The organism is Gracilimonas mengyeensis (assembly GCF_900182705.1).
GTDB lineage: Bacteria > Bacteroidota > Rhodothermia > Balneolales > Balneolaceae > Gracilimonas > Gracilimonas mengyeensis.
On the sequence record NZ_FXTP01000002.1, the window covers coordinates 203,284 to 218,049 of the forward strand.

11 protein-coding genes are annotated in these 14,766 nt (G+C 44.4%); 7 read left to right on the forward strand and 4 right to left on the reverse strand.

All coding sequences use genetic code 11. The features are described from left to right. The first annotated feature begins 63 nt into the window (after positions 1–63). From FN815_RS03200 to FN815_RS03210, 3 genes are all read left to right on the forward strand, one after another. A complete protein-coding gene (locus tag FN815_RS03200) occupies positions 64–828 on the forward strand; it encodes a hypothetical protein (RefSeq protein ID WP_142453166.1) in 765 nt (254 codons plus the stop codon). After that, on the forward strand, positions 825–1,865 hold the full coding sequence (locus FN815_RS03205; RefSeq protein ID WP_142453167.1) for a S41 family peptidase: 1,041 nt from the start codon (positions 825–827) through the stop codon (positions 1,863–1,865). Before FN815_RS03200 ends, FN815_RS03205 begins: the two co-directional genes overlap by 4 nt. Positions 1,866–2,047: 182 nt before the next feature. After that, positions 2,048–2,524, forward strand: a complete 477-nt coding sequence (locus tag FN815_RS03210) for a GNAT family N-acetyltransferase (RefSeq protein ID WP_142453168.1) — start codon at positions 2,048–2,050, stop codon at positions 2,522–2,524. A 34-nt stretch (positions 2,525–2,558) separates the two neighbouring features. Here FN815_RS03210 and FN815_RS03215 read toward each other — a convergent pair whose 3' ends face one another. Then, complete coding sequence (locus FN815_RS03215) at positions 2,559–4,613, reverse strand: tetratricopeptide repeat-containing sensor histidine kinase (protein ID WP_142453169.1); 2,055 nt, start codon at positions 4,611–4,613, stop codon at positions 2,559–2,561. A gap of 152 nt (positions 4,614–4,765) precedes the next feature. Between FN815_RS03215 and FN815_RS03220 the strand changes: the two genes are divergently transcribed. Then, a complete protein-coding gene (locus FN815_RS03220) occupies positions 4,766–6,418 on the forward strand; it encodes an amidohydrolase (protein ID WP_142453170.1) in 1,653 nt (550 codons plus the stop codon). Between the two features lie 253 nt (positions 6,419–6,671). Here the strand turns inward: FN815_RS03220 and FN815_RS03225 are convergent, their stop codons facing one another. Next, positions 6,672–6,956 carry a hypothetical protein gene (locus tag FN815_RS03225; protein WP_142453171.1) on the reverse strand — a complete coding sequence of 95 codons (285 nt, stop codon included), beginning with the start codon at positions 6,954–6,956 and terminating at the stop codon, positions 6,672–6,674. On the opposite strand from FN815_RS03225, the gene FN815_RS03230 reads away from it, so the two are divergent. The 3 genes from FN815_RS03230 (at position 6,955) to FN815_RS03240 (ending at position 9,864) form a co-directional block, all read left to right on the forward strand. After that, a complete protein-coding gene (locus FN815_RS03230; RefSeq protein WP_142453172.1) occupies positions 6,955–7,614 on the forward strand; it encodes a hypothetical protein in 660 nt (219 codons plus the stop codon). The two genes, FN815_RS03225 and FN815_RS03230, sit on opposite strands and share 2 nt — an antisense overlap. A 508-nt stretch (positions 7,615–8,122) precedes the next feature. Then, positions 8,123–9,187 (forward strand): PA0069 family radical SAM protein, encoded by a 1,065-nt coding sequence (locus tag FN815_RS03235; RefSeq protein WP_142453173.1) that lies wholly within the window; start codon positions 8,123–8,125, stop codon positions 9,185–9,187. 296 nt (positions 9,188–9,483) lie between these two features. Next, positions 9,484–9,864: an ankyrin repeat domain-containing protein gene (locus FN815_RS03240; protein ID WP_142453174.1), complete on the forward strand. Its 381-nt coding sequence runs from the start codon at positions 9,484–9,486 to the stop codon at positions 9,862–9,864. Between the two features lie 78 nt (positions 9,865–9,942). On the opposite strand, the gene FN815_RS03245 is transcribed toward FN815_RS03240, so the two are convergent. Then, positions 9,943–13,155: a VPS10 domain-containing protein gene (locus tag FN815_RS03245; RefSeq protein WP_142453175.1), complete on the reverse strand. Its 3,213-nt coding sequence runs from the start codon at positions 13,153–13,155 to the stop codon at positions 9,943–9,945. Positions 13,156–13,349: 194 nt separating this feature from the next. Continuing rightward, positions 13,350–14,747: a RagB/SusD family nutrient uptake outer membrane protein gene (locus FN815_RS03250; protein ID WP_142453176.1), complete on the reverse strand. Its 1,398-nt coding sequence runs from the start codon at positions 14,745–14,747 to the stop codon at positions 13,350–13,352. Positions 14,748–14,766: the final 19 nt, after the last annotated feature.

Here is a 14,766-nt window from a genome sequence, read left to right on the forward strand (position 1 = left end):
ATCAATACAATTAAAAATTCTACATGTTGTACAATAATTGAAGGTTCATTTGATTATAAGTCTATGAAGATCTCATCTAACATATTGATTTTTCTTTCTGTAATAATAATTGTGCAACAGCCGGTAAAAGCACAGTTTTATGTAAACTTAGATGCGGGTTTAGTAAAACAAAATATTGAGCTTAATAACTTTGGGGATAATTATTATCAACAGACTACGCCAAGTTTAATAAATGTTGGAGTGTTTGTTAAAACTGATAATTACCGGTGGAATGTCGACTTTACTAGCCAAAGTAGCAGGCTAGAACCGATGATTGAGGAAATAGATTATTATGATACGCATTTTGTAGATGTGAGCCGTCATGAGCTGGGAGTTGAGCACTTGAGAAAGGTTGAAGAACCGTCAAAAGGGCTTGATATATTTTTGGGTCTAGGCTATAAGGCGCAATTATCTGACTACAGCAAAAGGATAGAATCCAAGTTTATTGAGCGTACGACTGATTTTAAAGAATCAGTGGTTTTTGATCTTTCAATTTTAGGAGCTTTAGAATATTCAGTTGAGGAGAAACTTATACATGCCAAGGTGGGGATGGGCGTCTTAAGTTACAGGTTTACTAAAGAAGAAAACTGGTATAGGGATAAAAATTTCATTGGAATAGGTCCCGCTCTCATGCTAGAACTGGAAAGTAAAATATATGTACGGATACCGGTAGCACCTGGAATCTTCTTAAAACCTGAGTACTCGTTAAAGTATTATAGATACGAGAGGTACTCAGAAATGAAGGCTCTGCAACAGTATTTTCTTTTGGGAGGGGTTATCCAACTATGATGAAAAAGATATTGTTAGCAGGATTATTTTTAGGATGTATAAGTTGTGATAGCCTTGTGTTCGATGACAGTCCCACAGCTCCTCCCTTGGAAGTATATGATGCTTTTGTAGAGGAGTTGAAGACAAAAAACCCGTTTTTGCAGTATTTGTCGGTGGATGTTGACTCCCTGTTTGAAGCCAATCGAAGACTTATCAAGAAAAAGAAAACAGGACAGCAACTTATAGCATCGATAGATGAAATCCTGATTGTGATAAAAGATGCACATACTGTATTGGTATATGATGAAGCAGATAGAAATGCATACATAAACTATAGTGAATGGTTGGATCTGTATCCTGAAAACAGGTTATCGGATATCTCACATTATTTTGATAGTTATACTAATAACAAGAACGGAAGTATACAATACGGAAGATTGTTGAATACAAATATCGGGTATATCAGCATCAATAGAATGCCTTTTAGAGAGTTTAGGAAAAAAATCCGGTCCTATAATGATATGGATGGTGTGATTATCGACCTGCGATCTGCTTATACAAAGCATTACATTTCTATCCACGACTATGATATAGGAGCGGGGATTGTTAAGATGCTTAGTGATAGTTCGAGAACTTACCTCTATAAAAGAACAAAATTATCATCTGGAGATAGTGACTTTTCGAACTGGCAGCAAATGAGACCCAGTATTCCGGATAATCATAAACAAGAGTTTTCAAATCCAATAGTGGTATTAACCAACAGACAAACCAAAGATGCCGCAGAATTATTGACGGCAGGCCTCAAAAAGGTGCCAACTGTAACGGTAATTGGTGATACGACCGCAGGTTTTATTGGTAATCCTGATTTTACCCATTTGTCAGGTGTTTGGTATATGCAGGTATCAAATGAGGAATTTAAACTGCCCGATAATTATCAAGATTCTTCCCACCGGTTTCGCGGAATTCCGCCAGACAGCATAGTGCATATTAACCCTGATGATGCTGCATCCGGGATAGATACGATACTCGAAGCAGCAATAGAGGTGCTGTCACCTTAGTTTATTTTTAATAAAAGTTTTGGGTATATACTTGCTGAGTTTACCAAAAACGTGGATGTATTCTTTGACATAAATTGTGAATTGCAGACACCACCAGAAGTTTATTCCATCTCTGTTATGTCGAATTCATGTTAATTATATTAAAGGCTTGGAGTTACTAATTTTTGTTGAGTGGATTGTATATGAATATTCGAACAGCTACGGCTAACGACCTTCCCCGTGTTCTTGAACTAAATGAAGAAGCACTGCCTCATGTAAATAGTTTGGAGATCAAGGATATGGAATGGTTTCTGGAACATGCACATCGCTTTGTAGCGGTTGAAGTAGAAAAGGTACTGATAGGGTTTATGATTGTGCTTGAGCCGGGGTTGGATTACAAAAGCCTGAATTACAGTTTTTTTTGCAATAACTACAGCAATTTTGAGTATGTAGATCGTATTGTGATTGCGGAAACGCATCGGGGACAGAGGGTAGGCACAGCTCTGTATCAGCAGTTATTTGATCAGACGGAGAAAAAGCGGATAACTTGTGAGGTAAATGTGGAGCCTCCTAATCCAGCTTCCCTGGCATTTCATCGTTTTCTGGGATTCAAGGAAGTGGCTCGCCAACAGACTAATGGCGGCACCAAGAAAGTAGAGTTTATGGTAAAAGAGCTTTAGCCAATAACGCGACAGTGTAGGCTCAGCATGAGCATCATGATATCTTGCCGGCGGGCAGGGTGAAAAAGAAAGTGCTGCCTTCGCCCACTTCACTTTCTGCGAAAATTCGCCCCTTATTTTTTCGGACAAAATCTTTGCAAAGCATCAAACCAAGTCCGGTACCTTTTTCATTATTAGTACCGGTAGTGGAGTAAAAGGAATCGCCTTCAAACAGTTCATGCAGGATATCTTCGGGAATACCAACCCCAGTATCTTCAATAGAAAAAACAACTTCGTCTGCATTTTCGGTGGCAGACATCACAATTTTGCCTTGCTTGGGGGTGAATTTGACCGCATTGGAAAGCAGGTTTAACAACACCAGTTCAATCATATTTGGATCTGCATACACTTTGAGAGGACTACTAAGCTGGCTTTTAACCTCGATTTCTTTTTCCTGTATTTGGGGAGAGAGTATCTTTTGGGTTTCCTCCACTTTCTCTGAAAGGTCAAAAGTTGTGGGTACTACCTTATAGCCATCAAGCTGGCTGCGTGCCCAGTTTAACAGATTATTGAGCAGGGTAGAAGTGTACTTGAATTTGGCAGCCAGTTCAGGAATCATTTCCTGCATTTCTTCCTGAGAAAGAGCCTTCATATCGGTTAAAGTAATGAATCCATAAAGAGAACTCAGGGGGCCGCGAAGGTCATGGGCGATGATGGAAAATAAATGAGTTTTGATTTCATTCATCTCTTCCAGTCGTGCTGCTTGCTGTTCAATCTGGAGATTCTTCTCCCGCAATAAATCGTTGGCCTTTTTACGCAGCGAGGAGTTTCTGTATTGAGAATATGCGACAACGGCCATGATCAACAACAAAAACAAAGCAATGATGATATAGAGGTTACGGTCGGCTACCTGTTTGGCATTTTCAAGGTTCTGCTGCTGTTGGCTTTCCCTGAGTTCCAATTCGCGTTTACGGTACTCAACCTCGGCTTCAAGACGTCCAAGTTCCCTGCTGATGTCTTCATTTTTAAGGCTATCAGATAATTCTTTGTGCAATTCATGGTAACTCAACGCGGTTTCAAACTCACCTCTTTCTTTATAGATATTTGTGAGGGTTTCCGCCGTCATATTTTTTTCGGGAAGAGCCTCGTAGCTTTCGGCGATACGGAAAGCTTCACGGGCAATCTCCAGGGCTTGGTTTACATCGCCCATTTGAAGGTAGGTATTGGCAATGCCATCCAGGGATTGCACTTTTTGTGTTTCATTATCCAGCTGGTCGTATTCATCAATGGATAAGTTAAAGTGGTAGAGGGCTTGTTCGTACTCACCCTCGGCCAGGTAAATTTGTCCCAATTTAAAATGACTTAACGCCAGGGCACGTTGATCAAAGCCATCACCTTCAAAATTAAGTACCCTGTTCAACTGCTCTTTAGCTTTCGCGTATTCTTTTAATTCATAATAGATGAATCCCAGGTTTACGGGGATGGAAATTTTGGAAGCCTCGAGGGTATGGAGGGAATCCAGCTGCAAAAAGATCTGCAGCGCTTCTTCGTAATCTTCCAGTTTCAGGTAACTCACCCCGATGTTATTCATGTTTTGGAAAACACCAAGCTCATTATCCAGCGACGCAAACAAATCTCTGGCATCAATAAAATACTGCAGGCCGGGTTGATAACTACCCTGAGCAGAATAGGAGAGTCCCATCAACTGGTTTAGATAAGCCCTTTCTCTTTTGTAGCGGTCAGGGCCGGCTTCCTCCAGCGATGTGCGAGCCAGGTCATATACTTTTTGATACTGCCCCTTGTAAAAATAGGAAGTTCCCTGCAGGTACCGGGCGAATAGCGCCTCGGAAATATAATCGGCTTCACGGGCAAGTGATTCTGCCAGGCGAGCGTACTTGAGTGTGGAATCGGCATCCACCAGGCGATACGCCATGCCCAGTTCATTTAATAATTGTATGGTAGCGCTGTCTTGTTGTAACTGGCCATCCTGGGTGTAAGGAATGGCCGTTTTCAAACTATCAATAGTTCGCGACTGGCTATAACCTGCCCATGAGAATGTGACAGACAACAATAAAACTATCCCAAAACCATCAAGTAGATGTAGTCTCATATACCGAAATCATTATTTCCGGCCGGTAAATAAACCTTCCATTTCAAAGTGTCAACTATGATCATGTTATTTAACAATTGATGGGGCGGTATTGGCTTCAATGCATAAACTGAATCCGTATATTAGGTGGAATTTTAAACCAAACCCCATTTATGAGAAAGTTAGTTCTGATTATTGCATTATCTGCACTGATGATTTCCTGTTCATCTCCGGATAACCAAAAAGTATTTATCAATGCCAACGGCTATACGTTTAGCGGCGATACACTTACAAGATTTTCTACCCTTATTATCGAAGATGGTAAAGTAAAGGATATTGGCGGGGATGAACTGGCAGATGGAATAACCAGCGAGCAGGTAACGGATCTGCAAAACAAAACGGTGCTCCCGGGATTAACGGATGCACACGCGCACGTAATGGGATTAGGGTTCCAGGAATTGAATATCAACATTGCCGGTATCAACAGCCTGGAGGCTACCCTGGATTCCATCAAAGCGTATGCTGAAGCAAATCCCGATCTGGAATGGATACAAGGGCGCGGATGGAATCAAACGCTATGGCCGGAAAATGAATTTCCCACAGCTGAAGATCTCGACAGCGTGGTGCCGGATCGTCCTGTGTGGCTGACGCGTGTGGATGGGCATGCCGGCTGGGGGAATACCAAAGCTCTGGAGATGGCCAGTATCAGCCGGGATACCCCGGATCCACAAGGTGGACGAATTATTCGTGATGGCAGGGGAGATGCCACCGGGGTTTTTATTGATGCTGCCGAGAACTACGTGACCAAAGTAATCCCGGAACCAACGGCCCAGGAAAGAAAACTGGCCCTTGAAAAAGCCTTGGAGAAAATGGCCAGTGAGGGAATCACCTCCGTTCATGATGCGGGCATAACCGCTCAAACCTGGGATTTATACAAGGAAGTGGCCGATGCCGGAAACATGATTACCCGTATCTATGCTATGATTGGAGGTACCGGTGATGATTTTGATGAGTTATCGAAAAGTGGTCCTGTTGATTCTTATGCCAATGATCGCCTGGCCCTTCGTAGTGTGAAATTGTATTCGGATGGCGCGCTGGGAAGTCGGGGAGCGGCCATGAAAGAGCCTTATTCTGATGATCCCGGAAACCGCGGATTACTTTTTTACACGCAGGAAGAAATGAATGCCATGGTAAATAAGTCCATTTCAAATGGCTATCAAACCAACGTGCATTCTATTGGGGACCGCGCAAACCTGGAGGTGCTGGATGCTTTTGCCCAGGCCAAAGAAAAGTTTGGAGAACAGGGACTGCGCCATCGCATTGAACATGCCCAGATTGTTTCCCTGGAAGACATCCCCAAATTTAAAGAACTAAACCTGATTGCATCTATGCAGGCCACGCATGCTACCAGCGATATGAATATGGCCGAAGATCGTGTGGGGCCCGAGCGTATCAAAGGCGGATATGCCTGGCAAACCTTCTTGGATCAGGGCACGGTAGTAGCTAATGGCTCAGATTTTCCGGTTGAGCACGTGAACCCATTCTTTGGATTGTATTCTTCGGTGACGCGTCAGGATCATGAAGGAAATCCTCCCGGCGGTTGGTACCCTGAAGAATCACTAAGCCGGGAAGAAACGCTTAAATCATTTACCATCAATGCGGCATATGCCGGTCATCAGGAAGAAGTACTTGGTAGCCTGGAACCCGGTAAATGGGCTGATTTCATCGTGATTGATCGTGACTTCTTCGAAGTTCCTACCATTGAAATCTGGCAAACAGAAGTACTTCAAACCTGGGTAGCCGGGGAGAAGGTGTTTGGGGAATAAAGTGATTAAAGGTTAAACCTGCTCTCTCTAAACCTGTTTTTAGATCTTTCACTGCATTCCGCTATGCTACATTTCGTTCAAGATGACAAGTGGGTAAGGGGTAGGAGTCATAGGCGCCAAAGGCGTCTTATTGCGTGACTTGCTGTCTTGAGTGTCATCCAGACGAAAGAATGTAGCGTAGCGGAATGAATGAGGAAGGATCCTTTGTATATTGAATTAGTATATATCAGCATTTAGTACACTATTGAATAAATTAAAGATGAAAGATTAATTTTGAGTGCTGAGTGCTGAGTGCTGAGTGCTGAGTGCTGAGTGCTGAGTGCTGAGTGCTGAGGAACATCACTGCTTGCTTGAAGTCTAAGTACTGAACATCAATAAAAATAAAAGTCATGAGATCGATGTCAGCAAAATTCACCACTTTGATATTTGGAATGCTACTTGTTGTCGTTTCATGCGATAGTACAAATAGCAACAGCAACAATAATACACCACCAGAAATACCCCCTTCAGAGTCACTTAAGGCTGACTTTTCCGGCATGCAGCAAGCTGAAAAAGTGAAAGCTAAATCAGCAGTTGAATCCAATTTTGCAACGGCCTTAGTTGCAGCCGGAGTGATGAAAGTGATCCTGGATGTAAACCTTGTTATTCCCCGAACATTAATTAGCGCCGCCCAAAATCATGATCCCGAAAAAATTGCCAATGGCGAATGGGAGTGGGAATATTCCACCACCGTAAACCAGAATAATTTTGGCGTACGATTAACCGCGCAAGCTAACGGAGACAGCGACGCCACCTGGAGATTCTTCGTAACAAATTCAGCGGCCAATCCTCCGCTTGAAAACAGTTTGCTATTTGAAGGAGAGGCTACCTATGACGCCGAATCAGGCAGCTGGACTTATTATGAGCCTTCTTCCGGTGAACAGGTTTCGGTGATTAACTGGGAAGTTGGAGAAGAAGAGCGGTCACTAACCCTGGAAGTAACCAGCGACCGGAACGACAACTTTGGTGATACCATCGAATACACGGTGGATGGAAATATAAAAACCGTGATTTACACCGATGCTTCTTCAGGAGAGATATCCACGCTGGAGTTTAATTCTGAAACGCATATTGGTTTCATCATCTCACCGGATTATAATAATGGCGAGAAATCCTGCTGGGATGAAGACTTGAATAATGTAGCTTGTGATTCTTAACCACGGATCAAGGAAATAAGAATGAAGCCCCGGCCGATAGAGTCGGGTTTTTTATTGGTCCCAGCCGAGGCTCAAAAACCCTACACTTTTAGTGCAGCACGTTAGTATTCCGAAGAAATCTAATGGCTAAAATTATGATGTCATTCAGAAGCTACCGCTGAAGAACCTTAGCCAGATAATGATTACTAGCCAACCAATGGCAACAGCGCTTGAGCCACTGGAAATATAGTTCAGGAAATTGGTTGAAGAAGCTCTGCTAAATGCAAGGTCCATCGTCCAGATTCCGAATTGCTCGGGAGGGATGGTGGAGAAGCCGAGACTTTCAGTCCCTAACTAAACCCCTGCACTTTCAGCGAAGGGTATTTCAATTCATCTTAGACAGAATATCATACAAGGTAGCCCAAACGCGGAACAGACAACCTGCACCTCGCAACGCTGACTTGGCCTTGCACCTTTCTCGGAATACATATATTATATGTGTGATATATGTAAAATATTTATGAGGACTATGGCAGATACACAAAATCCATTGAGAGGAAGAGGCGCATCCGATAACCCGGTGAACCGTTTTGAAGGCAATTATATTGATTATGATCTGGATGAAGAAACAGGAGAGAAACCATCCCCAAAAACACAGTTAATACCCGATCACACCAAATCGGTTATCGCCTATAATAAAAGTGAGGATGTTGGTTTTAATGCCAGCATTAATCCCTATCGGGGCTGCGAGCATGGGTGCATTTATTGCTATGCCCGGCCTTATCACGAATACTTAGGTTATTCATCCGGCCTGGATTTTGAGTCAAAGATTGTGGTGAAGTATGATGCACCGGAGATCCTGAGGAAAGAATTATCCTCAAAAAACTGGAAGCCGCAAGTCATCGCTATGAGTGGTGTTACGGATATCTATCAACCCATTGAACGAAAGCTGGAGTTAACCCGCGGCTGTCTGGAGGTGCTGGCAGAGTTCCGGAACCCGGTAGGCATGATCACCAAAAACCATTTGATAACGCGCGACCTGGATCTACTCTGTGAGCTGAATGAGTACCAATGTGTAAGCGTAACCGTGTCTGTAACCAGCCTGGATAAAGATTTGACTGGTGTAATGGAACCCCGCACCTCAAGGCCAAAAAAACGACTGGAAACCATCCGCAAGTTGGCCGATGCCGGTATTCCGGTGGGCGTGAATGTAGCCCCAATTATTCCCGGACTCACCGATCATGAATGTGCTGAAATCCTGGAAAAGGCTGCGATGGCTGGGGCAAGTTTTGCAGGGTATACCATTGTAAGATTGCCCTACAAAGTGAAAGATTTATTCAAAGAATGGCTGGAGCAACATTTTCCGGACCGTAAGGATAAAGTGCTTAATAAAATTTTAGACATCCGGGACGGAAAGCTGAACAATTCGGAATGGGGCACCCGGATGAAAGGAGAAGGAAACTTTGCCCGGCAGATATCGGACTTGTTTAAGGTGCAAACCAAAAGGCTTGGTTTAAATGAAAGCAGGAGACAGCTTACTACCGATCATTTTATCCGAAGTGCAGGCAATCAGCTTAACTTGTTTGGCGGATAAGCAAGAATATGGAACAATGGCGTCAGGCTACGGTATCAATATTTACAAAAATTAATTGATTAGTCAGTAACAATTGCTGCTAATCGACGTGATACTGCATGTAGCTTGACCCGATATCTTTCCAAAAGTAGCTTTTTTAACATAGTAGCCTGCTTTTCCCGATATCGGGTTTTTTTATTTCTGTTAATTTCTCTTCATCGTTTCTTCAAGTGCAAAAGTTATTTCTAATTTGACATTGCAATGATTGGCAAGTACAATCTAAGTGCCAATCTAAATCTCTTAAAAGGAGGATAGTTATGAACGAAGAAGCTTTTCTTGAAGCCGCAGAAAGCGGCGACCTCGACACAATAATTGGGCTCATCAATGATGGGGTTGATGTAAACTCCAAAGATATACATAGCCGTACGGCGCTATTAAAAGCGGCAAAACACGGACACTATGATGTGGTAGAATTTCTAACGAAACACGGAGCAGAAGTAGATCACAGAGATAACAGGGGCACTTCCCCTTTATATTGGGCTTCAGCCAATGGTCATTTTAAGATTGTTCAGTTTTTGATAGAACATCAAAGCGATGTGGATGTTCATGACGACCGTGGTTGGTCGGCCAAAGATCAGGCGGTTACGCACCATTACAACAATGTGGTAGAATTATTAGACGCTGCAGGCGCGCACTAATTCAGTTCATTAGTATTTATTAGATAATAAAAAAGGCCGTGATAATTTCTCATCACGGCCTTTTGTTTATCGAGGCTATTAGTTTTCGATAGGTATTGAGCGCTGCTCAATTTCTTCAATCAGGTTCGGCAGTTCTCCTTCAAAAATTGGTTCTACCTTTTCAAATTGTTCGTCCACGCGCTGTGCAAGATCCTCATACACGGCGTATTGTTGTTCGGTGGGCCTTCCATCGCCAGAAGCTACAGTATTTGCCAGCGAGGCCAGCTTGTTATTAAGCTTGATCTCGTAGTTCAGCACATCCTGGAATGATTCGGCTTTCACCTGCATCAATTCTCCTTCCACTTCTGCCAGTACTTTAAGCATGGCATCGGCGCGCTCCTGTACTTCTTCGCTGTCAGTAAAGTCAGATTTCACCTTGTTGATCTCATCCCGTACTTCGCGAATACGGTTGATGGTTTTATGTGTAGTATCCAGCTTGGCGATGATGGTTTGCTGAAGATCAAACTGGGCTTGGAAATCTTCCTGCGTGGTTTCAATGCGTGGATCTTTGCTGATCACGAATTCTTGCGAACCTACCACTTCGTCATCTACCAACAAGCGTACCTGGTAGGTTCCTGGTACTGCTCGTGGACCAATGGTAGACCCAGACCATAAAATCTGCGTTCCGTTGATATCAGCCGCACCGGGATAGCGCATGTTCCATTCAAACATGTTTTGTCCCTGATTGATGCTCAATACATCCGAAGGGGTATTGTCCTCTTCTTCATAGAACTCTTCGGATTCTTTCACCGGTTTACCATCAAGGTCTTCTTTACTGGAGAAAGTACGAATGAGGTCTCCATCGGGCTCCAGGAACTCAAGTTTCACTTCGGCATCGGGTACATTATTCAGCGTGTAATAAACCACTACACCGTCTTTAGGGTTTTCGCCAACAGTTTCACCGGGATCGGGTTCGCTGTGGCGGCCAAAGAGGTAGGTGTTCTCTGGTTCATAGAGATAGTAGTCAGCGCTGCTAACTTCGTCACTTAACTGGTGCAGAACCGAAAGGTCATCCAGAACCCAGAAAGAACGTCCCTGTGTGGCAATGATCAGGTCTTTGTCTCGCTTATGAACCGTCAGGTCAGTAATGGGAACGGCTGGCAGGTTCAACTGAAGTGGTTGCCATAGTTCTCCATCATTGAAAGAAACATACACGCCGGTTTCAGTTCCGGCATACAACAATCCTTCTTTATTTGGATCTTCCCGAATGGTTCGGGTGAAGTCTCCTTCTGGTATTCCGTTGGTGATCTTGGTCCAGCTGCGGCCGTAGTTATCGGTTTTATACAGCATGGGAGAGAAGTCATCAAACTTGTACCGTGTAGCGGCCAGGTAAGCCGTTGCCGGATCGTGTGGAGAAGCATCAATGATGCTGGCCATGGCCTCAGGCATGCCCTCAGGAGTTACATTGGTCCAGGTTTCGCCGTTATCGCGGCTCACGTGGATCAGTCCGTCATCGGCACCGGCCCAAAGTACGCCGGGTTCTACGGTAGATTCAGCAAAGGTAAAGATGGTATTGTAATACTCTACACTGGTATCATCTTTGGTAAGCGGACCACCGGATTCGCCTTGCTTCGATTTATCATTTCGGGTTAAATCGGGGCTGATGTCTTCCCAGCTCATACCCTCGTCTGTAGAGCGGTGTACATATTGAGAAGTAGCATACAGTACATCGGAATTATGAGGGGAAATGTAAATAGGGAAAGTCCACTGGAACCGGTATTTAAGGTTCTCAGCACCGGCGCCCATGGGGTTGTCGGGCCACACGTCAATACGATCGCTTTGGTTGGTGAAGTCGTTGAATTTGTTGAAATAACCGCCGTAGCTACCGCCATAGGTCACATTTGGATCGTCGGGATCGGGGGCAATATAACCACTCTCACCACCGGCTACAGGAGCCCAGTCGCGCTCGGTGATGCCGGATCCGGCTGTACGGCTTTTGATTCCAACGGTGCTGTTATCCTGCTGTGCCCCATAAATGTAATATGGGAATTGGTTGTCGGTGATAACCTGGTAGAATTGTGCGGTGGCATACTTGTAATAAGAAGACCAGCTTTCACCGCCATTGTATGACACCTGTCCACCGCCATCATCGGCAATAACCATGCGCTTGCTGTCATTGGGATCAATCCATAAATCATGATGATCACCGTGGGGAGTTCCCAGGCGGTCGAAAGAACTACCACCATCGGTAGATTTGTAGAAACCAACATTCAATACAAATACTTCATCCTCACTTTCGGTGCCGGCTACAATGTGCGTGTAATACCAGGCTCGCTGGCGCAGGTTTCGATTTTTGTTGGTACGCTGCCAGGTTGCACCGCTGTCATCTGAACGGAATACTCCGCCATTATCATTTTCAATAATAGCCCAAACGCGATCGGGATTGACGGGAGAAATGGCTAGCCCAATTTTACCAAGAAGTCCTTTAGGCATTCCGGGGCGCTGGGAGATATTTTCCCAGGTTTCGCCGCCATCAACACTTTTGTAAAGACCGCTGCCTTCGCCGCCACTCGACATTTCCCAAGGGTTACGGTAGGCTTCCCAGAGTGAAGCATAAAGAATTCGGGGATTAGTTGGGTCGATTTCAATATCTACAGCACCTGTTTTTTCATTGTGATAGAGTACTCGCTCCCAATTTTTACCACCGTCAGTGGTTTTGAAAACACCGCGCTCGCTATTTCCTTCATTGCCAAAAGCATGGCCTAAAACAGCTACCCAAACAATGTCTTCGTTGGTAGGATGTACTACAATCTCTCCAATAAAATGGGAATCACCCAGTCCGATATGTTGCCAGGTTTTACCACCGTCAACCGAACGGTACATGCCATCCCCGGCCGACATATTACCGCGAATACAGGTTTCTCCCATACCGGTGTAAATGACGTTTTGGTTTGATGGGGCTACACTGACAGCACCTACCGATCCCGTTTTGAAATATCCGTCTGATACGTTGTTCCAGTTAATCCCTCCATCGGTAGTTTTATACACACCTCCACCGGTGAATCCGGCATAGTACGTATGGGGTTGATCAGCATGACCACTTACGGCTACCGAACGCCCGCCGCGAAAAGGCCCAATGTTTCGGTATTCCAATTCCTGGAATAAAGATTGCTCATAAGTAGGATTTGAAACGTCCTCACCATGGCCGAATATCTGGGCCTGAACCGGTGATGACAATCCCCAAATTAATAGGGATGCTGCGCATAAAAATATGCTGCCAACAAGTTTATAAAGGATGTTTTGGTGTGTCATAGATACCTAATTTTATTGAAGATTTGCGTTATGGATGCTGTTTTTTGAATGTATAAAAAAAATGATGAGATGAGCGTAAAAAAATGTCAATGGGGGTAATAAACAGGGGGTAGTTATGTTACAATATGTTACCAAAAAAAGCCCCGGACGAAAAACCGGGGCTTTATGTGTAAATGGGTAATCAAAACGCAGCTCTAATTGTAGGCTTCGTTTTGCACAAGGTTTTCGTTGGCATCGATATCACGGGACGGGATTGGGAAAACCTGGCGTCCTGCATTTGTTAGTGAAACGGGATCACTGTTGATGCGGTCAACACCGGTGAGTTCAGAAAGTGCCACACCAGTTCGGATCAGGTTAAACCAGCGATGGCCTTCCATCATAAACTCAATGCCTCGTTCATGTTCAATAGCTCCCATAATCTGGTCGGCTGTTGAAACACCAGCACCAAGCGTATCGGCAAGGCCGGCCCGGTTGCGGATTTCATTTAGATCAGAAAGGGCCCCTGCAAAATCAGGAGTCGCTTTTAAAGTCCGGGCTTCGGCACGGTTCAGGTACATTTCTGCCAAGCGCAATACCTGGATGTTGTCATCACCACCGGCTTTAGCATATTTGCTGGGGTAGTATGCCCCTACGTTATCATCAAAGCCAATCAGGTTACCGCGTACATCGTTGCTGCGAGACATTACCATCTCGGCAAAATCGGTATGCAGGGCAATATCACCCCGGCCACCTGCGCTGGATGGGAAGTACCAGAAACGGATGTCGTTACCATCGGTAGTATTATATGCCAGCTCAAAAATAGCTTCTGAGGTGTTTTCATCCCGGAAGATACTCGCGTATTCATCCACCAAATCAAAGTTATAGTCGTTGATAACTTCGCTGGCGTAGCTTTCGGCAGCAGAATAATCTCCCGTGTAAAGGGCAAGGCGGGAAAGCAATGCTTTTACCGCAGCCTCGGAAACTCGGGATGGAGTAGAGAATCCGGAAAGCAGACCTTCGGCTTGTTCCAAATCACTTCTTACCAAAGCATATGAGTCACTGATAGATGCTCGGGATGGGAAGCTGCTCTCATCAATCTGACGCGCGGGTGTAGTTACCAGGGGTACACCAATTTCGCCATACACGCCTTCAACACCACCAAAGGTGCGGGTTAAGTCAAAGTAAGCCAGTCCACGAATGAAATATGCTTCTCCGAGTAACTGGTCTTTCGTTGCTTGAGGAATATCATCCAGTCCAGGCATCGCCTCAATGATATTATTGGCGTGATTTATAGTAGTATAAGCCTGAGACCAAAGGTTTCGGTTTTCCAGGTTACCGGCAGAGGTCACATAGGTATCCATCTCTCGGTAAAAATCCCAGGTACCAATACTTTGAGAGATATCGGAAGTCACATCACTCATAATGAATAAGTTGCTTCCGTAATAATCGGTTGACTGCAACTGGCTGTATAGTCCGTTTAGTGCGGCTTCGGCACTTTTCTGATCCCGGATAGCAATTTCATCGGAAATGGCCGTCTGGGGTTCCTGATCTAACACATCACAGCCCACGGCTGCCAACAGTGCAATAAGTAGATATTTTTTAAAGTGTTTCATGAGGTATATAAAATTTTTC